At 65.7% G+C, this 22,435-nt stretch carries 22 protein-coding genes and 1 pseudogene; 8 read left to right on the forward strand and 15 right to left on the reverse strand.

What is annotated here, in order from left to right; translation table 11 throughout:
- Positions 1 to 269: 269 nt before the first annotated feature.
- The 3 genes from rplS to ACFLEY_RS01130 all read right to left on the reverse strand — a co-directional run bounded on the left by rplS (position 270) and on the right by ACFLEY_RS01130 (position 2,800).
- Entirely contained in the window at positions 270 to 650 is a 381-nt protein-coding gene (gene rplS, locus ACFLEY_RS01120; RefSeq protein ID WP_011083318.1) for a 50S ribosomal protein L19, read from the reverse strand.
- Positions 651 to 760: 110 nt separating this feature from the next.
- A complete protein-coding gene (trmD, locus tag ACFLEY_RS01125; RefSeq protein WP_011083317.1) occupies positions 761 to 1,528 on the reverse strand; it encodes a tRNA (guanosine(37)-N1)-methyltransferase TrmD in 768 nt (255 codons plus the stop codon).
- Positions 1,529 to 1,576: 48 nt separating this feature from the next.
- Positions 1,577 to 2,800: an MFS transporter gene (locus tag ACFLEY_RS01130; RefSeq protein WP_074076431.1), complete on the reverse strand. Its 1,224-nt coding sequence runs from the start codon at positions 2,798 to 2,800 to the stop codon at positions 1,577 to 1,579.
- A 128-nt stretch (positions 2,801 to 2,928) separates the two neighbouring features.
- Between ACFLEY_RS01130 and ACFLEY_RS01135 the strand changes: the two genes are divergently transcribed.
- Entirely contained in the window at positions 2,929 to 3,831 is a 903-nt protein-coding gene (locus tag ACFLEY_RS01135; protein WP_060912818.1) for a LysR substrate-binding domain-containing protein, read from the forward strand.
- Positions 3,832 to 3,837: 6 nt separating this feature from the next.
- Here the strand turns inward: ACFLEY_RS01135 and rimM are convergent, their stop codons facing one another.
- The 3 genes from rimM to ffh form a co-directional block, all read right to left on the reverse strand.
- A complete protein-coding gene (rimM, locus tag ACFLEY_RS01140; protein ID WP_060909697.1) occupies positions 3,838 to 4,359 on the reverse strand; it encodes a ribosome maturation factor RimM in 522 nt (173 codons plus the stop codon).
- A gap of 9 nt (positions 4,360 to 4,368) precedes the next feature.
- The gene (gene rpsP / locus ACFLEY_RS01145; RefSeq protein WP_011083313.1) at positions 4,369 to 4,701 is read right to left on the reverse strand and encodes a 30S ribosomal protein S16; all 333 of its coding nucleotides are present in this window, start codon (positions 4,699 to 4,701) and stop codon (positions 4,369 to 4,371) included.
- Between the two features lie 85 nt (positions 4,702 to 4,786).
- On the reverse strand, positions 4,787 to 6,334 hold the full coding sequence (ffh, locus tag ACFLEY_RS01150) for a signal recognition particle protein (protein WP_060909698.1): 1,548 nt from the start codon (positions 6,332 to 6,334) through the stop codon (positions 4,787 to 4,789).
- A 391-nt stretch (positions 6,335 to 6,725) separates the two neighbouring features.
- Between ffh and ACFLEY_RS01155 the strand changes: the two genes are divergently transcribed.
- Complete coding sequence (locus ACFLEY_RS01155; protein WP_211433810.1) at positions 6,726 to 7,790, forward strand: MBL fold metallo-hydrolase; 1,065 nt, start codon at positions 6,726 to 6,728, stop codon at positions 7,788 to 7,790.
- 223 nt (positions 7,791 to 8,013) lie between these two features.
- Here ACFLEY_RS01155 and ACFLEY_RS01160 read toward each other — a convergent pair whose 3' ends face one another.
- Both ACFLEY_RS01160 and ACFLEY_RS01165 read right to left on the reverse strand, forming a co-directional pair.
- On the reverse strand, positions 8,014 to 8,715 hold the full coding sequence (locus ACFLEY_RS01160; protein WP_038965070.1) for an SIMPL domain-containing protein: 702 nt from the start codon (positions 8,713 to 8,715) through the stop codon (positions 8,014 to 8,016).
- 5 nt (positions 8,716 to 8,720) lie between these two features.
- Positions 8,721 to 9,482: a GyrI-like domain-containing protein gene (locus ACFLEY_RS01165; protein WP_082755750.1), complete on the reverse strand. Its 762-nt coding sequence runs from the start codon at positions 9,480 to 9,482 to the stop codon at positions 8,721 to 8,723.
- A gap of 235 nt (positions 9,483 to 9,717) precedes the next feature.
- Here ACFLEY_RS01165 and dapF point away from each other — a divergent pair, with 235 nt between their 5' ends.
- Together dapF and mtaB are read left to right on the forward strand one after the other, a co-directional pair.
- Positions 9,718 to 10,593, forward strand: coding sequence for a diaminopimelate epimerase (gene dapF, locus ACFLEY_RS01170; RefSeq protein ID WP_060909701.1), 876 nt, complete (start codon positions 9,718 to 9,720; stop codon positions 10,591 to 10,593).
- Positions 10,593 to 11,846, forward strand: a complete 1,254-nt coding sequence (gene mtaB / locus ACFLEY_RS01175) for a tRNA (N(6)-L-threonylcarbamoyladenosine(37)-C(2))-methylthiotransferase MtaB (protein ID WP_060909702.1) — start codon at positions 10,593 to 10,595, stop codon at positions 11,844 to 11,846. The genes dapF and mtaB overlap by 1 nt, the downstream gene beginning before the upstream one ends.
- A 172-nt stretch (positions 11,847 to 12,018) precedes the next feature.
- On the opposite strand, the pseudogene ACFLEY_RS01180 reads toward mtaB, so the two are convergent.
- A pseudogene (locus ACFLEY_RS01180) lies at positions 12,019 to 12,806 on the reverse strand (DUF2336 domain-containing protein).
- On the opposite strand from ACFLEY_RS01180, the gene ACFLEY_RS01185 reads away from it, so the two are divergent.
- Entirely contained in the window at positions 12,735 to 13,112 is a 378-nt protein-coding gene (locus ACFLEY_RS01185; protein ID WP_369527227.1) for a hypothetical protein, read from the forward strand. The pseudogene ACFLEY_RS01180 and the gene ACFLEY_RS01185 sit on opposite strands and share 72 nt — an antisense overlap.
- Before the next feature lie 272 nt (positions 13,113 to 13,384).
- Here the strand turns inward: ACFLEY_RS01185 and ACFLEY_RS01190 are convergent, their stop codons facing one another.
- Positions 13,385 to 14,086, reverse strand: coding sequence for an RluA family pseudouridine synthase (locus tag ACFLEY_RS01190; RefSeq protein ID WP_028174878.1), 702 nt, complete (start codon positions 14,084 to 14,086; stop codon positions 13,385 to 13,387).
- 222 nt (positions 14,087 to 14,308) lie between these two features.
- On the opposite strand from ACFLEY_RS01190, the gene ftsY reads away from it, so the two are divergent.
- Entirely contained in the window at positions 14,309 to 15,256 is a 948-nt protein-coding gene (gene ftsY, locus ACFLEY_RS01195; RefSeq protein ID WP_060909703.1) for a signal recognition particle-docking protein FtsY, read from the forward strand.
- 127 nt (positions 15,257 to 15,383) lie between these two features.
- Entirely contained in the window at positions 15,384 to 15,986 is a 603-nt protein-coding gene (locus tag ACFLEY_RS01200) for a septation protein A (protein WP_060909704.1), read from the forward strand.
- Between the two features lie 113 nt (positions 15,987 to 16,099).
- Here the strand turns inward: ACFLEY_RS01200 and ACFLEY_RS01205 are convergent, their stop codons facing one another.
- From ACFLEY_RS01205 to ccmA, 5 genes are all read right to left on the reverse strand, one after another.
- Positions 16,100 to 16,684, reverse strand: a complete 585-nt coding sequence (locus ACFLEY_RS01205) for a DsbE family thiol:disulfide interchange protein (RefSeq protein WP_028174877.1) — start codon at positions 16,682 to 16,684, stop codon at positions 16,100 to 16,102.
- Positions 16,681 to 16,866: a heme exporter protein CcmD gene (gene ccmD, locus ACFLEY_RS01210; protein ID WP_028174876.1), complete on the reverse strand. Its 186-nt coding sequence runs from the start codon at positions 16,864 to 16,866 to the stop codon at positions 16,681 to 16,683. The genes ACFLEY_RS01205 and ccmD overlap by 4 nt, the downstream gene beginning before the upstream one ends.
- Positions 16,863 to 17,654 (reverse strand): heme ABC transporter permease, encoded by a 792-nt coding sequence (locus tag ACFLEY_RS01215; RefSeq protein WP_011083300.1) that lies wholly within the window; start codon positions 17,652 to 17,654, stop codon positions 16,863 to 16,865. The genes ccmD and ACFLEY_RS01215 overlap by 4 nt, the downstream gene beginning before the upstream one ends.
- A 91-nt stretch (positions 17,655 to 17,745) precedes the next feature.
- Positions 17,746 to 18,414, reverse strand: coding sequence for a heme exporter protein CcmB (gene ccmB, locus ACFLEY_RS01220; RefSeq protein WP_011083299.1), 669 nt, complete (start codon positions 18,412 to 18,414; stop codon positions 17,746 to 17,748).
- A 310-nt stretch (positions 18,415 to 18,724) separates the two neighbouring features.
- Positions 18,725 to 19,327, reverse strand: coding sequence for a heme ABC exporter ATP-binding protein CcmA (gene ccmA, locus ACFLEY_RS01225; RefSeq protein ID WP_060909705.1), 603 nt, complete (start codon positions 19,325 to 19,327; stop codon positions 18,725 to 18,727).
- A 242-nt stretch (positions 19,328 to 19,569) separates the two neighbouring features.
- Here ccmA and acnA point away from each other — a divergent pair, with 242 nt between their 5' ends.
- Positions 19,570 to 22,290, forward strand: a complete 2,721-nt coding sequence (acnA, locus tag ACFLEY_RS01230; RefSeq protein ID WP_060909706.1) for an aconitate hydratase AcnA — start codon at positions 19,570 to 19,572, stop codon at positions 22,288 to 22,290.
- Positions 22,291 to 22,435 lie beyond the last annotated feature (145 nt).

A 22,435-nucleotide genomic window follows, 5' to 3' on the forward strand; every position in this document is an offset into this window, starting at 1 on the left:
AAAATCGTCGGCGCAGCTTTTAGGCTGCGCGTGTAAGCTCTGACGTTGCCGAGGTCGCGAAGCGTCCGAAGAACCGGCCAGGCAGCCGCGAGCGATCGTCGATGACGATGTGCTTGACGGGGGCGAGACTGGTCAGATCTGGAAACATTCCAAGAATATATAGCAGGGAGATTTGGAAGCGCGAGGGCTTTGACGCGCACGGCTGACGCAACAAAAAAGCGCGGGGCGTTCGGCCCCGCGCTCTTCGAAACTTGCCTGGTGGGCGGAGCTTACTCGCCGACGGCAGCCTGGCGGTCCTGCTTCTCGACGATGCGGGCCGACTTGCCGCGAAGGTTGCGGAGGTAATAGAGCTTGGCGCGACGCACCTTGCCGCGGCGCACGACCTTGATCGAGTCGATCATCGGCGACATCACCGGGAATACGCGCTCGACGCCCTCGCCGTACGAAATCTTGCGCACGGTGAAGCTCTCGTTGAGGCCACCGCCGGAACGGCCGATGCAGACGCCTTCATAGGCCTGCACGCGGGTGCGGTCGCCTTCGACGACCTTCACGTTGACGATCACGGTGTCGCCGGGACCGAATTCCGGAATGTCCTTGCCGGCGGACAGCTTGTCGAATTGCTCTTGTTCGAGCTGCTTGATCAGGTTCATGGGTAAATCTCCATCGGCGCGCCCAGCCTTTTCAAACGGGGGCTGCGCAAAATTCGTCTATCCAGCCATTGCGGATTTGGCCGCTGCTATAAGGCAAGCCGGAGCGTTTGTCACCCGTCTGTCTTGTTTTTTGGCGTTTTTTGGCGACCGGCCCGATTCGGAGCCTTGACCGGGATCTGGGCCCATAAATCGGGCCGCCGGGCCGCCGTCAGGGCCTCGGCTTCGGCCCGCCGCCAGGCCGCGACCTTGGCGTGGTCGCCGGAGGTCAGGATCTCGGGGATCGGAACCCCTTCGAACAGCTGCGGGCGGGTATATTGGGGGTATTCGAGCAGGCCGTCGGAGAAGCTTTCCTCGGTTCCCGAGGCTTCCTTGCCCATCACGCCCGGCAACAGCCGGACGCAGGCGTCAATCAGCGCCAGGGCCGCGATTTCGCCCCCGGAGAGCACGTAATCGCCGATCGAGACCTCCTCCAGGCCCCGCCCGTCGATCACCCGCTGGTCGATCCCTTCGAACCGCCCGCAGACGATCAGGGGGCCGGGGCCCCGGGCGAGCTCCACGACGCGAGCCTGGGTCAATGGCCGACCCCGCGGGCTCATCAGCAGGCGGGGGCGTTCCTTTGAAGAACCTTGGCCGATCTCCGCCGCGTCGATGGCGGCCGCCAGAACATCCGCCCGCAGCACCATGCCCGGGCCGCCGCCGGCCGGGGTGTCGTCGACGCTGCGATGGCGGTCGGTCGCCGAGGCCCGGATGTCCCGCGCCTCGAGCTGCCAGAGCCCGGAGGCCAGCGCGCGGCCGGCCAGGCTCACGCCGAGCGGTCCCGGAAACATCTCCGGAAACAGCGTCAGCACCGTCGCGCGCCAGGGTGAGGAAGTCGTCATCGCCGCTGGTTAGGGCATTGCGGCCGACAGGTCGAGGCCTCGGATTCCTCAGGCTCGCCGGTCATTCGGCAGATGCGATGCCAGCACCAGCGCGAGCGGGCAGATCGCAAGCGCCGTGACGGCCGTCGCCGCGGTTGCCAGCGTCGGACCGACGGCGTCGCCGAGCAGGCCGTAGAGCACCGGCGCGATGGCGCCCGATCCGATCGTGCCGGTGTAGAACAGCGCGAAGGCCCGCTCGGTGCGATGGGGCGATGTGAGCTCGGGGACCGTGCCGTAGAGAACCGAGGACGTGCCGTTGAGCATCACGCCGAGCAGCGGCAGCACGATGATCGCCGGGATCAGCGGCAATGCGAGCACCGCGAGGATCAGCGCGGCGGTGCCGCCCTCGGTGAGAAGCACGGTGCGGATCGTGCCGACGCGTTCGCCGAGCCAGCCGCAGGTGAATTTGCCGGCGGCGCCGCCGATGAAGACCATCGCCAGCGCAAAGCCGCTCGTCGGCAGCGAGGCGCCCTTGTCGCGCAGCAGGAACGGCAGGAAGGTGAGGAAGCCCATCCGCACCGCACTGTCGAGAATCCCGATCGCGAGCAGCCAGGAGAAGCCGCCGCGGCCGGCATGCGTGCCTTGCGTCGTGACCGCTGATTTGTGCGCAAACCCCTTGCCGACAGCCGGCATCAGCAGCGCGAGGCAGAGCGCAACGACTAGGCCCATCAGTGCGACCAGAAGCAGCGCGTGCCGCCACGACACGATCACCAGCAGCACCGCGGTCAGGGCCGGGAGTGCCGCCTTGCCGAGATCGCCGCTGAAATTATAGATGCCGAGCGGTCCGCGCGCCGCCTTGCCATAGGCGCGCGACACTGCGGCCGAGGCGAGCGGATGCTGCGTGCTCGAACCCGCGCCGGATATGAGGAGCGCAAGGCCCAGTCCCATGACGCCGCCGGACAGTCCGGCCAGGACATAGCCGAGCGCGGCGAGCAGCGTGCCGAGCGCGAGCAGGATCTTGCCGTCGATCCGCTCGGCGAGGCGGCCGACCGGGATTTGCAGCCCGGCCATGGCGCCGGAATAGAGCCCGCGCATCACCGCCAGTAGCCCGTAGCTGAGCGCGAATTCGGCCTGCCAGACCGGCAGCAGCACATAGATCAGGTCGGTGTAGCCATCGTGCAGGGCGTGGTTGATGCCGGTCGCCGCCAGGGTGCGGCGCGGCTTGCTCAGCGTCTCCTCGCCGGGAGGGGCCGTTTGCGATTGCGATAGAAAACCTGAGGGGAGAATTGCCACGATCTCAAACCAAAAGAAGTCGAAAGACGAAGCTATGTAAGTGCTTTGGCCTCCACTATGCGACCTTCAAGAATCCGTCACAAACCAGTAATAATCGGATCATGCGCTAGAAATTCTATTGTATGGCCATGTTCGTTCCTCGCCGCAGCCTGCCGCCCCTGAACGCTGTCCGTGCCTTCGAGGCGGCGGCCCGGCTTGGCAGCTTCAAGGAGGCGGCCGGCGAGCTTGGCGTGACCCATGGCGCGGTCAGCCAGCAGATCCGCCTGCTCGAGACCTGGCTCGGGCCGCCGGCGCTGTTCCGGCGATCGGTGCGGCGGGTGGTGCTGACGCCGGCTGGCGCCGCGCTGCTCGCGGAGTTCGCGCCCGCGCTCGATCGGGTCTCGGCCGCCGTGCAGCAGCATCGCAAGCGTCGCGGCGAGGCGCCGGCCGCGGTGCTGCGCGTCAACGCGCTAGCGACATTCAGCCTGCGCTGGCTGTTGCCGCGCATGACAAGGTTTCGTGCCGAGCATCCCGATATCGAGGTGCGGCTGTCGACGTCGAACGATCCCGTGGATGCCTTGCCCGAGCTGTTCGACGTGGTGATCCGCGGCGGCCCCGACACCTTTCACGGCTTTGCGTCGCGCTTCCTGTTGTCGGAGCAGCGGCTGCCGGTGTGCAGTCCCGCTCTGCTCGCGAAGCTGCCGCTGACCGAGGTTGCGGATCTCAGCCGGCATACGCTGCTGCACGTCACCTCGATGCCGCGGCTGTGGCGCGACTGGCTGACCGATGCAGGCGAGTCCGCGCTGGAGGGCGCGGCGTCGCTGACCTTCGATCATTTCTATCTGACGCTTCAGGCGGCGCTCGACGGCCTCGGCGTCGCCATGGGACCGACGGCACTGATCGCCGACGATCTCGCGGCCGGCCGTCTGGTGACGCCGTTTCCGAACATCAGCCTGCCGGCCCGCAGCTATTTTGCTTACTTTCCCGACGACGATCCGCATCGCGCGGTGTTCTGCGACTGGCTCGAGCAGCAGGGCCGCCAGACAGTCTGAGCGCGGTTAGCGCTCTTCAGCCTCATCGCTCGCGATCTCCTGCGGCAGGGCGACCACGACGCGGCCGCCGGCGACATCGACCTCCGGCACCACCGCGTTGGAGAACGGCAGCAGCAGGCTCGTGCCCTTCGGCGGCGCGATCTCGATGATGTCGCCGGCGCCGAAATTATGGATCGCGAGCACGCGGCCGAGCGGCTCGCCGTCCGTGGTGACGGCGGCGAGCCCGATCAGATCGGTGTGGTAATATTCGTCCTCGTCGGTCGCGGGCAGCTTTTCGCGCGCGACGTAGAGCTCGATGCCGTTGAGGCGCTCGGCCTCATCGCGGGTCGTGACGCCCTTGAACGTCGCGACCAGATGATCCTTCGCCTCGCGCGCCTGCGTGACCTCGAACTGGCGCTTGCCGTCCTTGGACAGAAGCGGACCGTAGCGCTTGATGGCGAAGGGATCTTCGGTGAAGGTCCACAATTTGACCGCACCGCGCACACCATGCGCGGCGCCGATCCGCGCGACGCAGACCAGCGCCGACATGGTCTGGCCTTAACCCTTCGCGGCAGCTTCGGCCTGCGCCTTGCGCTCCTTGCGCGGCACGGCCTTCTGCGGGTTGTTGCGCGCTTCGCGCTTCTTGACGCCGGCGGCGTCGAGGAAACGCGACACGCGGTCCGACGGCTGCGCGCCCTTGGCGACCCAGGCCTTCACCTTCTCCATGTCGAGCTTGAGGCGCGCCTCGTTGTCCTTCGGCAGCAGCGGGTTGAAGTAGCCGAGACGCTCGATGAAGCGGCCATCGCGCGGAAAGCGCGAGTCGGCGACGACGACGTGATAGACGGGACGCTTTTTGGTGCCTGCGCGGGCGAGGCGGATAACGACGGACATTCAGTTCTCCTTCAAAGTACGTTTTGTTCGGTTGATTGGTATTCCGCGTTGCGCGAGACCGATGCGATCCCGTGCGACGAATTCCTCATTTCTTCTTGCCCGTGAAACCGCCGAGGCCCGGCAGCGTCGGCTTGCCGCTCAGCCCGGTCAGTCCAGGAAGGTTCGGCAGGCCGGTGCGAAGACCGGGCGGCAAATCCTTCGGCAAATTCGGCAGGCCTTGTCCGCCGCCGCTTTGCATCTTCTCCTGCATCGCCTTCATCTCTTCGGGCGAAGGCATCTTCATGCCGCCGCCAAAGCCCATCGCCTGGGCGATGCCAGCGAGCGGGCCGCGCTTGCCCGAGCCCATGGCCTTCATCACGTCGGCCATGTTCCGGTGCATCTTGAGCAGCTTGTTGACGTGCTCGACGCTCTGGCCGCTGCCTGCGGCGATGCGCTTCTTGCGGCTGGCCTTGAGCAGGTCGGGATGACGGCGCTCGTCGCGCGTCATGGAATCGATGATCGCGACCTGGCGCTTCAAGATCTTGTCATCGATCCCCGCGGCAGCGATCTGGTTCTTCATCTTGGAGATGCCGGGCATCATGCCCATCAGGCCGCTGATGCCGCCCATATTGGCCATCTGCGACAGCTGCTCGCGCATGTCGTTGAGGTCGAACTGACCCTTGCGCATGCGCTCGGCGGTGCGCGCGGCCTTTTCGGCGTCGATGTTGGCGGCGGCACGTTCGACCAGCGACACCACGTCGCCCATGCCGAGGATGCGGCCGGCGATACGGTCGGGATGGAAGTCCTCCAGCGCGTCGGTCTTTTCACCGGTGCCGATCAGCTTGATCGGCTTGCCGGTGACGGCACGCATCGACAGCGCGGCACCGCCGCGGCCGTCGCCGTCCACGCGGGTCAGCACGATGCCGGTGAGGCCGACGCGCTCGTCGAAGGCGCGGGCAAGATTGACGGCGTCCTGGCCGGTGAGCGAGTCCGCGACCAGCAGCACTTCATGCGGATTCGCGGCAGCCTTGATGGCTGCGGCTTCCGCCATCATGTCTTCGTCGAGCGTGGTGCGGCCGGCGGTGTCGAGCAGCACGACGTCGTAGCCGCCGAGCTTGCCGGCTTCCAGCGCGCGCTTTGCGATCTGCGCCGGCTGCTGTCCCGCCACGATCGGCAGGGTCGGAATGTCGAGATCGCGGCCGAGCACGGCCAGCTGCTCCATCGCCGCCGGGCGATAGACGTCGAGCGAGGCCATCAGCACCTTGCGCTTGTCGCGCTGGACCATGCGGCGGGCGAGCTTCGCGGTGGTGGTGGTCTTACCGGAGCCCTGCAGGCCGACCATCATGATCGGCACCGGCGGCACGGAATTGATGTCGATGGTCTGGCCTTCGGCGCCGAGCGTGTTGATCAGCTCGTCATGGACGATCTTGACCACCATCTGGCCGGGGGTCACCGACTTGACGACGGTGGCGCCGATCGCCTGCTCGCGGACGCGTTCGGTGAAGCTGCGCACGACTTCGAGCGCAACGTCGGCCTCCAGCAGCGCGCGGCGCACCTCGCGCATCGCGGCGTCGACGTCCTTTTCGGTCAGCGCCCCGCGCCCCGTCAGACGATCGAGGATGCCGCCAAGCCGTTCCGACAGATTGTCGAACAATGCCGTTGTCCCTTGTCCTGCTTGCGCAGGGTTGCCGCATTCACCTCTGTCATGCCCCGCCTTCGCGGGGGATGACCAGTTCTCGGTCCGTGGCCTGAAGCCAGGAAGCGATCTTCCAAACACCTTTGCGCCCGAGGGCGCATAGCGCTGTCGGGCGTTGACCTCTGGCCTCCAGGGCCAGTCGGCGGATCGAAAAGAAAGCCTTTCCGAGAAAGTGGCGGAGTTAAACGCCGCTCCCGCCCAAAAGTCAAGGAAAGTTAGGGCGCCGGAACGCCCCTGGCAGGGCAAGGCTCTGAAATTATGACCCTTTGGCGATGGGTTCCTTTTCTGGCGGCCCCGCCCATATAGGCGGTGATGTCTTGCCGTCCCGACCATCCCTAGAAACCCGCCCGTGCCGGTCACCCGCCGCCGCCTTTTCGGACTGCTTGCCGGAGCCGGTGCGCTGGTCGGTATCCCCTCCCTCTGGATATCTAGCATGAAGACCTATGACGGTCCCGCCTCCGACCATTTCAACGGCCTGCACTTCTTCGATCCCGACGGCGCGCCGCCGAAACCGCTTCGCGAGGTGCTGCGCTGGCAGTTCAGCGGCAAGCGGCAGCGGGCGGCCTGGCCGGATTGGGCTCCGAGCCCCCATGCCGACACCCCGCCGGAGCGCGTCGACGGCGGCAAGGCACGGCTCTCCTTCGTCGGTCACGCCAGCTGGCTGATCCAGGCCGGTGGCCTCAACATCCTCGTTGATCCCGTCTGGTCCTCGCGGGTGTCGCCCGTCGGCTTTGCCGGCCCGAAGCGGCACAACGATCCCGGCATCGCCTTCGAGAAGCTGCCGAAGATCGACGTCGTGCTGGTCTCGCACGGGCACTACGATCATCTCGACATCGCGACGCTGTCGCGGCTCGCCAAGAATTTTGCTCCGCGGGTGGTCACGCCGCTCGGAAATGACGTGACGATGCGCAGCACCGACTCGTCGATCAAGGCCGAGGCGTTCGACTGGCACGACCGCGTCGAGCTCGGCGGCGGCATCGCCGTGCATCTGGTTCCGACCCGGCACTGGACAGCGCGCGGCCTGTTCGATCGCAACAAGGCGCTGTGGGCGAGTTTTGTGTTGGAGACGCCGGCCGGGAAAATCTACGTCGTCTGCGATTCCGGCTATGGCGATGGCAGACATTTTCGCCGCGTCGCGGAGAAGCACGGGCCGTTACGCCTGGCGATCCTCCCGATCGGCGCCTACGAGCCGCGCTGGTTCATGCGCGACCAGCACATGAATCCGGAAGATGCCGTGAAGGCGCTGCTCGATTGCGGCGCGCAGGACGCGCTCGGGCATCATCACGGCACTTTCCAGCTGACGGACGAGGCGATCGACGCACCTGCGAAAGCGCTGGTCGAGGCGCTGGATGCCGCGCAGATTCCGCAGCAGCGGTTCGTCGCGATGAAGCCGGGGCAGGTGGTGGAGATTTAGCTCCGCTGTCGCCACCCATACAGCTCGTCGTCCCGGGGCGCGACGAAGTCGCGAGCCCGGGACCCATACCCACAGCAAGATGTTTGACGAAGACTCGTCGTTTTCAGTCTTCCCGCGGTACGGCGACCTGCGCCTACCGAAAGATCACGCGGTATGGATCCCGGCCTTCGCCGGGACGACAGTTGTATTTGTAGCGAGCAGTGTGCCTCTTACGGCGCTACGTCTACTGCCCCTGCTTGATCGCCCAGCTCACATTCACCGTCACCGACAGCGTCTCCTCGCCCGGTGCGACGGCTGCGGGTGCGGCCATCGGTGCCGTGGCCATTCGCGCCTTGAACAACGGCACCGGCGCGCCGCCTTCGGAGACGCTGAGCGGTGCACCCAGCGTGACGCCGGTGGCCTTGGCGTAGATCTCGGCCTTGCGGCGGGCATCCGCCACCGCCTGCTCGCGGGCGTCGTCGAGCAGTTTTGACGCCTGCGTCACCTCGAACGAGATGTTGCCGATATCGTTGGCGCCGGCGCTGACCAGCGTGTCGATGATGCCGGCGATCTTGGTCACATCGCGAATCTTGACGGTGACGCGATTGGAGGCGCGGAAGCCGACCACGGGCGAGGCGCCGGTGGATTTGTTCTGGCCGTATTGCGGCTGCAGCGACAGCCGTGAGGTCTGGTAATCCTTCTCGGCGATCCCGGCCCCCTTCAACGCCAGAAGCACCTTGCCCATCGCGGCGTTGTTGGCGTCGGAGGCTTCCTTCGCCGTCTTGGCGTCATTGGCGACGCCCGCGTCGATCTGCGCAAGATCGGGCGCCACGGAAACGGTGGCCTCGCCGCTCACCGAGATCGCGGAGGGAAAATCGTCGGCGAGCACGGGCGTTGCCAGCAGCGTGGCAGCGAAAACGGCGGCGAGTACGGCAGGCTTTTTCATCGGTCTCACTTCAGTGGCACGAAAACATTGATCACGAGCTTGTCCTCCGCCGTCTTCAGGGGATCGGTGAGGTACTCCTCGATAAAGGTGTCCTTGGCTTCCAGTCTCTTGTCGTCGAGGTGATTGGTGATCGCCTCGTAGGTGTTGTCCATGTTGTCGTAGGAGCCGCGATGGACGAATTTCAGCGCCTTGCCTTCAGGCGATTTGCCGACGCTCATGTCCTTGGGCAGGTTCTTGGGATCCTGCTCGACCGGAATCTCGGCGAGGAAGGTGAAGCCGGTGTCGTCGGTCGAGGTATAGACGATCATCGAATTGCCGGCGTGCTTGATGCCCTGCTTGTCCAGGAGCGTGTTCAGCGCCTTGAAGGCGTCGACCAGCGTGTCGAAGGCCGAGTCCCAATTGGCAGTGCCCTTGACCATCACGACCTTCCTGGACTCGAGCGTGGTCTCGAGGCCAAAGGGATCGGCGGTCTGGACCGGGGCGGGGGTGGCGGCGACAGCCGGGGCCGTCGGGCTGGGCGAGGTGCTGGCTGCGGGCGCGGGCGATGCTGCGGGAGCCGGCGAGGCGCTCGCCGCAGGCGAGGGCGTTGCCACGGGAGCGGGCGAGGCACTTGCAGCCGGGGCGGGCGAGGCCGACGGGGCCGGCGAGGGGCTCGCCGAGGCAGCCGGCGCCGGGCTCGGGCTCTGCGCCAGAGCGGCGGATAGCCCAAGCGACAAGGCCGCTGCCGGGATCAGCGCGGCCAGAGCGAGACGACGAAAAGTGTTCATTTTATTCTCCCCAAGGCCTTGGTCCAGCAAGGCCCTAATTCATCAAGACCTTACCCACCAAGGCCCTAACCCGGCCGCGCGTCCCGGTTCGCGCGAGCCGCGCCGTTCTAACACGCGAGCGCCGAATTCGTCCCATGACAGATGCGTCATGGCGAACGTCCTGGCGCCCGGCGGCAAATCACTGGCCAAGCGGCCAAGGATCGCCATATAAGGCAGGCGAAATTCAGGAAATTTCATGAGCGCGCTGGCCAACCACGCATTTGCCAAGATGAACGGTATCGGCAACGAGATCGTCGTTGTCGACATGCGCGATTCCACGGCAAAGGTGACGCCGGACGATGCCCGCGCGGTGGCATCCGCGCAGGGCGGCGTGCCCTACGATCAGCTCATGGTGCTTCAGAAGCCACGGCTCGACGGCACCGAGGCCTTCATCAGCATCTACAACAATGACGGCTCCGAAGCCGGCGCCTGCGGCAACGGCATGCGCTGCGTGGTGCGGCGCATCTTCGAGAAGACCGGGCAGGCAACAGCGACGTTCGAGACGGCCGCCGGCCTGCTCAATGCCTGGCAGGGCCCGGCGCCCGATCTCTATACCGTCGACATGGGCGTGCCCAAGTTCGGCTGGCAGGACATTCCGCTGGCGGAAGAGTTTCGCGACACCCGCTACATCGAATTGCAGATCGGGCCGATCGACAATCCGATCCTGCATTCGCCCTCAGTGGTGAGCATGGGCAACCCGCACGCGATCTTCTGGGTCGACGACGTCAACGCCTATGACCTCGCGCGCTTTGGTCCGCTGCTGGAAAACCATCCGATCTTCCCCGAGCGCGCCAACATCACGCTCGCCCATATCGTCGACCGCGACCACATCACGATCCGCACCTGGGAGCGTGGCGCCGGCCTCACCAGGGCATGCGGGTCGGCGGCCTGCGCGACGGCCGTCGCCGCAGCACGCCTGAAGCGCGCCAATCGCAACGTCGAGATCACGCTGCCCGGCGGCAAGCTCGGCATCGAATGGCGCGAGCGCGACGACCACGTGCTGATGACGGGCACCGCGACCTTCGAATATGAGGGCAATTTCGATCCGGCGCTGTTCGCGCCGGTCGGATAATGTCCGTCGATATCGTCACCTTCGGCTGCCGCCTCAACGCCTTCGAGGCCGAGGTGATCCGCAGCAAAGCCGAAGGCGCAGGTCTCGTAGACACCATCGTCATCAACAGCTGCGCCGTCACCAACGAGGCGGTGGCGCAGGCGCGGCAGTCGATCCGCAAGCTGAAGCGCGAGCGGCCGGGGGCGCGCATCGTCGTCACCGGCTGCGCCGCACAGACGCAAAGCCGGATGTTCGCCGATATGGCCGAGGTCGATCGCGTCGTCGGCAATGACGACAAGATGCGCAGCGATGCCTGGCGCGAGGCGCGCGATGCCTTCGACATCGGCGCCAGGGAGAAGATTGCCGTCAGCGACATCATGGCGGTGAAGGAGATGGCGCCGCATCTCATCGACGGCTTCGCAAGCGGTCTGCCGCGCGTGTTCGTGCAGGTGCAGAACGGCTGCGACCATCGCTGCACCTTCTGCATCATCCCCTATGGCCGCGGCAATTCGCGCTCGGTGCCGATGGGCGCCGTGGTCGAGCAGGTGCGGGCGCTGGCGGAGCGCGGCCATGCCGAGATCGTGCTGACCGGCGTCGACCTCACCGGCTATGGCGCCGACCTGCCGGGCGCGCCGAAGCTCGGCATGCTGACGAAGCAGATCCTGCGGCATGTGCCGGAGCTGAAGCGCCTGCGCATCTCCTCGATCGATTCGATCGAGGCCGACAACGATCTGCTCGACGCGATCGCGGACGATGCGCGGCTGATGCCGCATCTGCATCTGTCGCTGCAGTCGGGCGACGACATGATCTTGAAGCGCATGAAGCGGCGGCATTTGCGGGGCGATGCGATCGCCTTCTGCGATCAGGTGCGGCGCCTGCGCCCGGACGTCGCCTTCGGCGCCGACATCATCGCGGGCTTCCCGACCGAGACCGAGGCGATGTTTTCCCGCTCGCTCGATCTGGTCGAGGAATGCGGCCTGACCTTCCTGCACGTCTTCCCCTATTCCTCGCGCCCCGGCACGCCCGCCGCACGGATGCCGCAGGTTGCGGGGCCTGAGATCAAGGAACGCGCGCGGCGGCTGCGTGCGGCTGGAGAGGCAGCATTGCGTCAGAGGCTGCAAGCCGAAATTGGCGCAACGCGCGATGTGCTGATCGAAAGTGAGAGCCAGGGCCGCACGGAGCACTATCTGCCGGTGGCGATCGCGGGCGCGCGCGTGGGGAGCGTGGTGCCGCGGATGATCGTCGGCAGCGATGGTGAGCGGTTGACCACGTAATCTGCCGTCGTCGTCCTGGCGAAAGCCAGGACCCATTACCCCAGGGAGAAGTTGTTGCACGGGATTGCCAACCACCAGTCTTCGCCAAATTGAATTCGGTGGTTATGGGTCCTGGCTTTCGCCAGGACGACAGCGGAGGGCGTGGCCCGCAGCGCGCCTCAAACCCGCTCCGCTACGACGCCCGCACCTGCCAGAACCGCAGCGTGCGCCGCGCGTTCTCCGGCGTCATTCGTGCGTAATGCCCCTGCGCTCTCGCAAGATCCGCCGGCTTCATCGCGCCGGTGGCGAAGCGGCTTTCGAGCACGGCGGCGGTGGTTTCCCAGCTGAGCTGCGCCGCCTTGCACGGCACCAGCAGGCCGTCCTCGCGCAGGCTCTGCATCAGCGGGCGAATCACCTCGACGGTGGACTGCGACAACACCGCCAGCGCGGCGACGGTTTCTTCATAGCGCCGCTGCTTGGCAAAGCTGAACAGCGTCGCCTCGTTGAGCTGGCCGGATGCCTTGAGACCTGCGATGGCGCGCTTGGCGCCTTCGAAATCGCGGACACCGGACATCTCGCGCGTGACGCCGGCGGTAACGGCGGCGATCGCGCTCTGGATTTCCTCGAACAGATGCGGCGGCGCGCGCGACAGCAGGCGGGTGCGAACCGTGTCCGTCGCCGAGCGCAGCAATTGGCGGCGCAGCTCCGAGGCAGATCGACGCGGACGCCGACGCTGACGGCGAGCTCGGGATCGGACTCCGCCTGTCCGACGATGACGGCAAATCCGTTTCCGGAGACGCGTGCGCCCGGATTGGCGGCAAGCCGCCGGCTGACACTGGGATAGCGGCGCGCCAGCAGCGCGTCGGTGACGATCTCCTTCAGCCACCACCGCCCGGCGACCGCGAGCAGATGCGGTTCGCCCTTGGACGATGCGATCCTCACCAGCTCGCCGTCGTCGAGGCGCGCGGATTCCTGAAGCACGGGACCGGCGATGCGGATCTCGTCATTGTTGGCGAGGCGGCGGATGACGGAGGGTGGCGCCTGTGCGATCGGCGCCAGCTGTGCGCTGATCTCGGCCAGCGCCACGCGTGCGCCCATGTCGGCGATGGCGCGAAGCTCGATGGTACCGATCAGGCGCTCGAGCACCTCGTCGAACAGCGCGATCTGCTCGTCGTCAAAACTGCCGGCGGAGGACAGGAACAGGTCGGTGACGCGGCGGGCCGTCTCCAGGCCCTTTTCCGCCGAGCCAATCCGAAGTGCGGATTCGACCTCGTCGATGATCGATAGCTCGGCCTTGGACATGACGCGGGGCTCGTCCTGAGCGGATTGACGGAAGCTTGTTCTAAGCAACCGCTATCATTAGAGGCGAGCCCTGAACGTTTCGTAAACCATGGCCGAGGAGAACGAAGTGCTGCCGCGGCGGCGCTGCGCTCCCTCTCCCGCTAGCGGGAGAGGGTTGGGGAGAGGGTGTCTCCGCAATCGAGAATCCCCAAGAGGAGAGAGCCCTCACCCGCGCCTTCGGCACGACCTCTCCCGCAAGCGGGAGAGGTGAACGGCACCTACTCCCCATTCCACCCGCAGGCCCGAAGCTTCTCATGCATGTGCGGCGGGGCCGGGGCCACCACGCGGACCGGCTCCTTGTTCCGGGAGATCGGCACTACGATCTCGCGGGAGTGCAGGTGCAGCTTCGGCTCGCCGAAGCGCGGGCCGTTGCCGTAAATGTTATCGCCGAAGATCGGCCAGCCGGTCGCGGCCGAATGCACCCGCAATTGATGGGTCCGCCCCGTCACCGGTTCCATGGCGAGCCAGGTGAAACCGTCACCCCGGCCCATCACCTTCCAGTTGGTGATCGCCTTCTGGCCTTCGGGATCGGGCTTCTGCCACCAGCCGCGCTCGGCATTGAGCCGGCCGAGCGGCATATCGATGGTGCCTTCGTCCTCGGCGGGCCCGCCTTCGACCACGGTCCAGTAGGTCTTGCCGATCTTGCCGTGCTTGAACAGCAGGCCGAGCGAGGCGGTCGCCTTGCGATGGCGGCCGAGGATGAGGCAACCGGAGGTGTCCTTGTCCAGCCGGTGGGCCAGCACCGGCGGCCGCGGCAGGCCGAAACGGAGCGCGTCGAAGGATGCCTCCAGATTGGCGCCGCCCTTGGGGCCGCGATGCACCGGCAGACCGGCCGGCTTGTCGATGACCAGCATCAATCCGTCGCGATGGAGCACGCGGCCCAGGATTTCGTCAGCGGTCAATTCGGGAACATCGAGCAATTGCAGGACTTTCGGTCAAGACTTTCGTTTGGGAGCCGGAACGGCTAACACACCAGTGCGGTGGATTTGGCATTCGCTCAGCGGCTGCCGCGAAATGTGAAGCGAATGCCAAATCCAGGGCCGCACTGGCAACAATATTTTCTCGTGCCGCTGTTCGATTTGAAGTTCCTAACCGGACTTGCGGCAAGAGAGTAGGAACTTCAAATCGTCGGCACGAGCATCATGAACGATACCACGTCAGATCCCCCCAAGCTGAGCTGGTGGCGCCGCCTGTCCAACGGGCTGAAGCGCACCTCGTCCTCGCTCGGGACCGCGGTCGCCGACCTCGTCACCAAGCGCAAGCTCGACCGCGCCATGCTCGACGACATCGAGGACGTGCTGCTGCGCGCCGACCTCGGCACATCCGTCGCGGTGCGCATCGCGGACGCCGTCGGCACCGGGCGCTACGACAAGGCGATCTCGGCCGACGAGGTCAAGGACGTCGTTGCGACCGAGGTCGAGAAGGTGCTGGCGCCGGTGGCGAAGCCGCTCGAGATCGATGCGGCCAGGAAGCCGTTCGTCATCCTCGTCGTCGGCGTCAACGGCTCCGGCAAGACCACCACCATCGGCAAGCTCTCGCAAAAATTCGCCTCCGAAGGCCGCAAGGTGATGCTGGCCGCCGGCGACACTTTTCGCGCAGCGGCGATTGAGCAGCTCAAGGTCTGGGGTGAGCGTACGAAAACACCGGTCATCGTGGGCACGCAAGGCTCCGACTCGGCGAGCCTCGCCTTCAACGCGCTGACGGCGGCGAAGGAGCAGAAGACCGACGTGCTCCTGATCGACACCGCCGGGCGGCTTCAGAACAAGGCCGAGCTGATGAACGAGCTCGAAAAGGTCGTGCGCGTCATCCGCAAGGTGGACGACACTGCGCCGCATGCGGTGCTGCTTGTGCTCGACGCCACCGTCGGCCAGAACGCGCTGTCGCAGGTCGAGGCCTTCCATCGCACCGCCGGCGTCACCGGCCTCGTGATGACCAAGCTCGACGGCACGGCGCGCGGCGGCATCCTGGTGGCGCTCGCGGAGAAATTCAAACTGCCGGTGCATTTCATCGGCGTCGGCGAAGGCGTCGATGATCTCGCGCCCTTCACCGCGCGCGATTTCGCCCGTGCGATCGCCGGAATCGAGTCATAGGTTTCTTTCGTCATGCCCCGCGCAGGCGGGGCATCCAGTACGCCGCGCCGCCGGTTGTCGATCACAGGTGCCACGGAATACTGGATCCCCCGCATTCGCGGGGGATGACATCAACGAAAGTCAGGGAATGGACAAGACCCAGCCGCATCCGCTGTTCAAGCTTGCGACCGAACTCGGTCCGCTGCTCGTCTTCTTCTTCGTGAATGCGAAGTTCAATCTGTTCGCCGCGACCGGCGCCTTCATGGTCGCGATCGTCGCGGCGATGATCGCCTCCTATGTGGTGACGCGCCATATCCCGATCATGGCGATCGTGACGGGCGTGATCGTGCTGGTGTTCGGCACGCTGACGCTGGTGCTGCACGACGAGACCTTCATCAAGGTCAAGCCGACCATCATCTACGGCCTGTTCGCCGCGATCCTCGGCGGCGGGCTGCTGTTCGGCCGCTCCTTCATCGCCGTGATGTTCGACCAGATGTTCAACCTGACGCCGCAGGGCTGGCGCATCCTGACGCTGCGCTGGGCGCTGTTCTTCGCCGGCATGGCGGTGCTGAACGAGATCGTCTGGCGCACCCAGAGCACGGATTTCTGGGTGAACTTCAAGGTGTTCGGCGTGACGCCGATCACGATGATCTTCGCCATCGCCCAGATGCCGCTGACCAAGCGCTACCACCTCGAGCCGGTCTCGCTGGAAGCGAGCAAGGCGGATGCGGGGGATGTCAGGAAGGGGTGACTGTTTGATGTCATTCCGGGGCACGCGAAGCGTGAACCCGGAATCTCGAGATTCTCAGGTGCGCAAGTGCGCACCATAGTTCGGCTCTGCGAGCCGCCCCGGAATGACAGTAACTACTTCAACGCCTTCTCCATCTGCGGCAGCAGCACGCTCCGCAGATTGTCCGGCGTAATCGGGCCGACCAGCTTGTAGACGATGGTGCCCTCACGTCCGACGACGAAGGTCTCCGGCACGCCATAGACGCCCCATTCGATCGAGGCGCGGCCGTTGGCGTCCACGCCGACGCGACCGAACGGGTTGCCGTAGCGGCCGAGGAAGCGGCGGGCGTTGTCGGCCGCGTCCTTGTAGTTGATGCCGACGAGCTGGAAGCGCTTGTCTTTCCCCAGCTCGGTCAGAAGCGGCGCCTCGTCGTGGCAGGGTACGCACCAGGAGGCCCAGACGTTGACGAGACTGACCTTGCCCTTGAACGCGGCGGGATCGAGACCCGGCACCTGGACGTTGTCGGCCTGCAATCCCTCGAGCGGCGGCAGGGCGGTCTGCGGCGCCGGCCGTCCGATCAACGCGGAGGGAATCCGCGAAGGATCGCCGCTGCCGAGCCGGAACCAGAACAGCAGCGCCAGGCCGATGAAGGCGATCAGCGGCAACACCATCAGGAAGGTGCGGCGCTGCGGGCTCGCGGAAGTCGACTGCTCGCTCATGGCCGATCCATCGCGCTGCGCCCCGAGCGGCGGGTGATGCCGCTGCGGTCGAGGTCGCGCAGGCGCCGGGTCTGGCTGCGATAGTCGAGCACGATCCAGCCGATCAGGATCGCGACCACGAGCGCGGCTGCGGCATAGGACGTCACGATGAAGGAGGCATAGGGACCGAGCGACATGATCATGCAGCCCCGACTTCGTTTGACGCGTTGTTTTGACGCGAACCGGCGCCCATTTCGCTCGAAAACGCCATGCGGCTCGCCTGCATCATCTGCAGCGAGCGGACACGGCGGCGCAGGATCTCGTTGCGCATCGCCGCCAGGTGCAACGTGACGAACAGCAGCGTGAACGCGATCGCCATCACCAGCAGCGGAATCAGGAACGATTTGTCGAGCGACGAACCGCCCATGCGCATCACCGAAGCCGGCTGGTGCAGCGTGTTCCACCAGTCGACCGAGAATTTGATGATGGGCAGGTTGATCGCGCCGACCAGCGTCAGCACCGCGGCGGCGCGCGCCGCGCGCGAGGGATCGTCGACCGCGCGCCACAGCGCCATCAGGCCGAGATACATCAGGAACAGAATCAGCACCGAGGTCAGGCGAGCGTCCCATTCCCAATAGGTGCCCCACATCGGCCGGCCCCACAGCGAGCCGGTCAGCAGCGCGAGGAAGGTGAAGGCGGCGCCGATGGGAGCTGCCGCCTTCGCGGCGACGTCGGCGAGCGGATGCCGCCACACCAGCGTGCCCAATGAGGCGATGCTCATCACGCCCCACACGAACATCGACAGCCAGGCGTTGGGCACGTGGATGAACATGATCTTCACGGTCGCGCCCTGCTGGTAGTCGTCGGGCGCTAGCGCGGATTGGTAGAGGCCGATCGCGAGCAGGATGACGGTCGCGGCCGCAAGCCATGGCAACACCCGCGCCGTCAGCGCGAGGAACCGTGTCGGGTTGGCGAGGTCGATCAGCGTCATGGTATTCTGATAATCACAGGTCAGCACTCACGCAATCAGCATAAAAGCGGGTAGCGAAAGTTGATCGGGGTCAAGGTCAGTCGAGCTCATCTCAGTCGAGACCATGCCGCAGGCTCGCCGCCGCGGCGAAGGGGCCGATCACGAGGCTGACCAGCGACAGCGCGCACAGGATCGAGAACGGTGCGCCGAACGACATGGGACCGACGATCACGGCCTGGGAGGCCGCGACCCCGAAGATCAGCACCGGGATCGACAGCGGCAGCACCAGAACCGCCATCAAAAGCCCGCCGCGATGCAGCGTCACCGCCAGCGCGGCGCCGATCATGCCGGTAAAGGTCAGGGCCGGCGTGCCCGCGAGCAGCGTCAGGGCCACCGCGCCGGTCGCGACCATGTCGAGGTTCAGCAAGAGCCCGAGCACGGGGGTTGCGACAATCAGCGGCAGGCCCGCCGCCAGCCAATGCGCCAGCGCTTTCGCCGCGCAGGCGAGTTCCAGCGGCGTCCGGCTCATCGTGATCAGGTCGAGCGAGCCGTCCTCATGGTCGGCCATGAACAGCCGGTCCAGCGTCAGCAGGCTCGCCAGCAGGGCGCCGAGCCAGAGAATGGCCGGCCCCAGCCGCGACAGCAACGCGAGGTCCGGCCCCACCGCGAACGGCATCAGCACCACCACGGTCAGGAAGAACAGCACGCCGATCAGCGCCCCGCCGCCAACGCGGAGCGCGATCCTGATATCCCGGCGGATGAGGGCGGACAGGGCGGTCATGGGGCTGCCTTTTCGGCTTCGAGACGATCGTAAGAGCCCGACTCGCGCCACAGGCAATCTGCGCTCCCTCCCCCCTTGCGGGGGAGGTGTAGGCCGCCTCCGGCGGCCGTCCTCTTAAGAGACGCCGAAGCGAAGCTTCGGCTATGGGAGAGGGGTGGCCCCGGAAAAGGTGTGCTTGGGTTCAGGGAAGGACTTCGGTAGATCGAGAGGGTCCCTGTGTGGCACCCCCCTCCCTGACCCTCCCCCACAGGGGGGGAGGGAACGGGTAGAGCGGAGCTTTGCCGCTCGAAAAGCTGAGGGTCGGTCGGAATCATGCCACACCCCCGATCCGCAGCTCGCGTGATTTGATCCCCAGCGCCATGTGGGTGGCGGCGATGATCAGGCCGCCGCGGGCGAGATGGTCGCGCATCAGGCCGCCGAACATGTCCTGGCCGGCGACGTCCAGCGCCGTGGTCGGCTCGTCCAGGAGCCAGATCGGGCGGCGGACCGTCAGCAGCCGGGCCAGCGAGAGCCGGCGGCGCTGGCCGGCCGACAGGAACGCTGCCGGCAGGTGGGTGGCGTGGTCGAGCCCGACCGTGGCGAGGCTCTCATGGGCATCAAGTCGCTCGCCGCCGAGAAAATCGGCCCAGAATGACAGATTTTCCGCCACGCTCAGTGCCGGCTTCAGGGCGTCGCGATGGCCGAGATAGTGGCATTGCTCAGGCAATGTCAGCTCGGCATCGCCGCCATCGAGCGCGATCGTCCCGCCAGCCGGAATGAGCAGCCCCGCGATCAGCCGCAGCAGCGAGGTCTTGCCCGACCCGTTGCGGCCGACGACCGCCACGGCCTCGCCGGAGACGGCCTCGAAATCGAGCCCGGCAAACACCTCGCGGCCGCCCCGCACACAGATCACCCCACGTCCGGAAAGCTGCATCTTGCCTCGTATCAACCCGTTCAAACCAGGCCTCGGGAAAACTTGGGGTAGCGCATGGGAATTTTTGGCTCGCGGATTGCTGCGGCACGTTTGTGGCTGTGGCGGCGCGGTTAGAAAGCTTCTATAAGCCCGGAACTACTTGATGCAGCAACTCAACCTGCCCCTGCAAGCGACTCAGCCGGACTCGCTGACGGTGTTAAAATACCCCTTGCCGGGTATAACTAACAATTGGGATTTCCTACATGACCTCGCTCGACAGCTTCAAATGCAAAAAGACCCTCAAGGTCGGCGCCAAGACCTATGTCTATTACAGCCTGCCCACGGCCGAGAAGAATGGTCTGAAGGGAATTTCGAAACTCCCCTATTCGATGAAGGTCCTGCTCGAGAACCTCCTGCGCAATGAGGACGGCCGCTCGGTCAAGAAGGCGGACATCGTCGCGGTGTCCAAATGGCTGCGCAAGAAGTCGCTGGAGCACGAGATCGCGTTCCGCCCGGCGCGCGTGCTGATGCAGGACTTCACCGGCGTGCCCGCGGTGGTCGATCTCGCCGCGATGCGCAACGCGATGCAGAAGCTCGGCGGCGATGCCGAGAAGATCAATCCGCTGGTGCCGGTCGATCTCGTCATCGACCATTCCGTGATCGTGAACTTCTTCGGCGACAACAAGGCCTTCGCCAAGAACGTCACCGAGGAATACAAGCAGAACCAGGAGCGCTACGAGTTCCTGAAGTGGGGCCAGGCGGCGTTCTCGAACTTCTCCGTCGTGCCGCCCGGCACCGGCATCTGCCACCAGGTCAATCTCGAATATCTCTCCCAGACGGTCTGGACCAAGAAGGAGAAGATGACGGTCGGCAAGAAGACCGGCACCTTCGAGGTCGCCTATCCCGACTCGCTGGTCGGCACCGATTCCCACACCACGATGGTCAACGGTCTCGCCGTGCTCGGCTGGGGCGTCGGCGGCATTGAGGCGGAAGCCTGCATGCTCGGCCAGCCGCTGTCGATGCTGCTGCCTAACGTCGTCGGCTTCAAGCTGAAGGGCGCGATGAAGGAAGGCGTCACCGCGACCGACCTCGTGCTGACCGTGACGCAGATGCTGCGCAAGCTCGGCGTCGTCGGCAAGTTCGTCGAGTTCTTCGGCCCCGGCCTCGATCATCTCTCCGTCGCCGACAAGGCGACCATCGCCAACATGGCGCCCGAATATGGCGCGACCTGCGGCTTCTTCCCGGTCGACGCTGCCGCGATCGACTACCTCAAGACCTCTGGCCGCGCCGCACCGCGCGTTGCGCTGGTGCAGGCCTATGCCAAGGCGCAGGGGCTGTTCCGCACCGCCAAGTCGGCCGATCCGGTGTTCACGGAAACGCTGACGCTCGACCTCGCCGACGTCGTGCCGTCGATGGCCGGTCCGAAGCGTCCCGAAGGCCGCATCGCGCTGCCGTCGGTCGCGGAAGGCTTCTCGGTCGCGCTCGCCAATGAGTACAAGAAGACCGAAGAGCCGGCGAAGCGCTTTGCCGTCGAAGGCAAGAAGTACGAGATCGGCCATGGCGACGTCGTGATCGCGGCGATCACCTCCTGCACCAACACCTCGAACCCGAGCGTGCTGATCGGCGCCGGGCTCCTGGCCCGCAATGCCGCGGCGAAGGGCCTCAAGGCCAAGCCGTGGGTGAAGACCTCGCTTGCCCCGGGCAGCCAGGTGGTCGCGGCCTATCTCGCCGATTCCGGCCTTCAGGCCGATCTCGACAAGGTCGGCTTCAACCTGGTCGGCTTCGGCTGCACCACCTGCATTGGCAATTCCGGTCCGCTGCCGGAGGAGATCTCGAAGTCGATCAACGACAACGGCATCGTTGCCGCCGCCGTGCTCTCCGGTAACCGCAACTTCGAAGGCCGCGTCTCGCCGGACGTGCAGGCGAACTATCTGGCCTCGCCGCCGCTGGTCGTCGCTCACGCGCTCGCGGGTAGCGTGACCAAGAACCTCGCCGTCGAGCCGCTCGGTGAAGGCAAGGACGGCAAGCCGGTGTACCTCAAGGACATCTGGCCGACGTCGAAGGAGATCAACGCCTTCATGAAGAAGTTCGTGACCGCGTCGATCTTCAAGAAGAAGTATGCCGACGTGTTCAAGGGCGACACCAACTGGCGCAAGATCAAGACCGTCGAGAGCGAGACCTATCGCTGGAACATGAGCTCGACCTACGTGCAGAACCCGCCCTACTTCGAAGGCATGAAGAAGGAGCCGGAGCCGGTCACCGACATCGTCGAGGCGCGCATCCTCGCCATGTTCGGCGACAAGATCACCACCGACCACATCTCGCCGGCCGGTTCGATCAAGCTCACCTCGCCCGCGGGCAAGTATCTCAGCGAGCACCAGGTGCGTCCCGCCGACTTCAACCAGTACGGCACCCGGCGCGGCAACCATGAAGTGATGATGCGCGGCACCTTCGCCAACATCCGCATCAAGAACTTCATGCTCAAGGGCGCCGACGGCAACATCCCGGAAGGCGGCCTCACCAAGCACTGGCCCGACGGCGAGCAGATGTCGATCTACGACGCCGCGATGAAGTACCAGCAGGAGCAGGTGCCGCTGGTGGTGTTCGCCGGCGCCGAATACGGCAACGGCTCCTCGCGCGACTGGGCTGCAAAGGGCACGCGCCTGCTCGGCGTGCGCGCGGTGATCTGCCAGAGCTTCGAGCGCATCCATCGCTCCAATCTTGTCGGTATGGGCGTGCTGCCGCTGACCTTCGAGGAAGGCACCTCCTGGTCGTCGCTCGGCCTGAAGGGCGACGAGAAGGTCACGCTGCGTGGTCTCGTCGGCGATCTGAAGCCGCGCCAGAAGCTGACCGCGGAGATCGTCTCCGGCGACGGTTCGTTGCAGCGCGTTTCGCTGCTTTGCCGCATCGATACGCTGGACGAGCTCGACTACTACCGGAACGGCGGCATCCTGCACTACGTGCTGCGCAAGCTCGCGGCTTAAGCGCGGATTTGTGAACGGTGGCTCACTGCGAAGTGAGTAGAAGGTTAAACGAAGGCGGCCTATCACAAGGCCGCCTTCGCGCGTTTGCGGCATGCTTCGGATGGGCCCGCCCGGCGGAAACTCCGCCCTGGACGGTTGAATGTGC

Source organism: Bradyrhizobium sp. YCK136, assembly GCF_044570075.1.
In the GTDB taxonomy this organism is placed as follows: Bacteria; Pseudomonadota; Alphaproteobacteria; order Rhizobiales; family Xanthobacteraceae; genus Bradyrhizobium; species Bradyrhizobium diazoefficiens.

Coding starts and splice junctions, on each gene's coding strand:
- rplS (WP_011083318.1), bottom strand. CDS start 650: ATGAACCTGATCAAGCAGCTCGAACAAGAGCAATTCGACAAGCTGTCC.
- trmD (WP_011083317.1), bottom strand. CDS start 1,528: ATGACGACTTCCTCACCCTGGCGCGCGACGGTGCTGACGCTGTTTCCG.
- ACFLEY_RS01135 (WP_060912818.1), top strand. CDS start 2,929: ATGTTCGTTCCTCGCCGCAGCCTGCCGCCCCTGAACGCTGTCCGTGCC.
- rimM (WP_060909697.1), bottom strand. CDS start 4,359: ATGTCGGCGCTGGTCTGCGTCGCGCGGATCGGCGCCGCGCATGGTGTG.
- rpsP (WP_011083313.1), bottom strand. CDS start 4,701: ATGTCCGTCGTTATCCGCCTCGCCCGCGCAGGCACCAAAAAGCGTCCC.
- ACFLEY_RS01160 (WP_038965070.1), bottom strand. CDS start 8,715: ATGAAAAAGCCTGCCGTACTCGCCGCCGTTTTCGCTGCCACGCTGCTG.
- ACFLEY_RS01165 (WP_082755750.1), bottom strand. CDS start 9,482: ATGAACACTTTTCGTCGTCTCGCTCTGGCCGCGCTGATCCCGGCAGCG.
- dapF (WP_060909701.1), top strand. CDS start 9,718: ATGAGCGCGCTGGCCAACCACGCATTTGCCAAGATGAACGGTATCGGC.
- mtaB (WP_060909702.1), top strand. CDS start 10,593: ATGTCCGTCGATATCGTCACCTTCGGCTGCCGCCTCAACGCCTTCGAG.
- ACFLEY_RS01185 (WP_369527227.1), top strand. CDS start 12,735: ATGCGGTTCGCCCTTGGACGATGCGATCCTCACCAGCTCGCCGTCGTC.
- ftsY (WP_060909703.1), top strand. CDS start 14,309: ATGAACGATACCACGTCAGATCCCCCCAAGCTGAGCTGGTGGCGCCGC.
- ACFLEY_RS01200 (WP_060909704.1), top strand. CDS start 15,384: ATGGACAAGACCCAGCCGCATCCGCTGTTCAAGCTTGCGACCGAACTC.
- ACFLEY_RS01205 (WP_028174877.1), bottom strand. CDS start 16,684: ATGAGCGAGCAGTCGACTTCCGCGAGCCCGCAGCGCCGCACCTTCCTG.
- ccmD (WP_028174876.1), bottom strand. CDS start 16,866: ATGATCATGTCGCTCGGTCCCTATGCCTCCTTCATCGTGACGTCCTAT.
- ACFLEY_RS01215 (WP_011083300.1), bottom strand. CDS start 17,654: ATGACGCTGATCGACCTCGCCAACCCGACACGGTTCCTCGCGCTGACG.
- ccmB (WP_011083299.1), bottom strand. CDS start 18,414: ATGACCGCCCTGTCCGCCCTCATCCGCCGGGATATCAGGATCGCGCTC.
- ccmA (WP_060909705.1), bottom strand. CDS start 19,327: ATGCAGCTTTCCGGACGTGGGGTGATCTGTGTGCGGGGCGGCCGCGAG.
- acnA (WP_060909706.1), top strand. CDS start 19,570: ATGACCTCGCTCGACAGCTTCAAATGCAAAAAGACCCTCAAGGTCGGC.